1 protein-coding gene is annotated in these 820 nt (G+C 43.7%); it reads right to left on the reverse strand.

All coding sequences use genetic code 11. From position 1 onward, the window contains the following. Nucleotides 1-5: 5 nt before the first annotated feature. The coding region (locus EKC99_RS15290; RefSeq protein ID WP_163152660.1) for a transposase at nt 6-820 on the reverse strand (815 nt) is incomplete at its 5' end.

Below are 820 nucleotides of genomic sequence, written 5' to 3' on the forward strand. Positions count from 1 at the left end.
ATTTCTTAAGCCTCTAAGGATCGTTGTTTGTCCTTAGAGGCTTTTTTGAGGAGATTATGGGCAGCACAAATAAGCCCCCACTCTATGGAAACTTTTTGAAGGCCTCGTAAGACAAAGCGGCGAAATCCGCGGTTTTGTTTGATTTGTCCAAACACACTCTCGATGTCTGTTTTACGTTGGCGATACCGTACCTGCCCTTCTTCACTTTCTAGTCGTTGGCGAACTTTTTGTTTTTGTTCGTGATAGACAGGGTTCCATTGTGTCGTGCGTCCATATTTAGAAGTTGTGCAGGCAGAACGGAATGGGCATCCCTCACATTCATGACATTGATAGTGATAGATGATCGAAGTATGCCCAGATTCTGTAATCTGCTTCGTCGTTCCTGTACGAATCAATTTTTTCCCGTTGGCGCAAATCCAAACGTCTTCTTCTTTTATGTACGTCCAGTTCTGTTGGTGATGTGGATTCTTCTTGATTTTGCGTGTGTTCTCTTTGTCATACATGTTGTACTTGATTAATGCAGATATGTTTTTTTCTTCGAGTTTGACATAATTCTCTTCAGAACCATATGCAGCGTCAGCGATCACATGTTTAGGGACGACTCCATACTTCTCACGAACCGCATCCAGATGAGGAAGAAGGCAACGTGTATCACCGGGTCTCTGATGAATAGAGTACCCTAGAACGAACTGATCCGAAGACCCGACTTGTACGTTATATGCGGGCTTCAATTGACCATTTCGCATATGATCTTCTTTCAAACGCATGAACGTCGCATCCGTATCCGTCTTGGAGTAACTGTTGCGATCCCCACATACTT

This window comes from Anoxybacillus sp. MB8 (genome assembly GCF_011006755.1).
In the GTDB taxonomy this organism is placed as follows: domain Bacteria; phylum Bacillota; class Bacilli; order Bacillales; family Anoxybacillaceae; genus Anoxybacillus; species Anoxybacillus gonensis.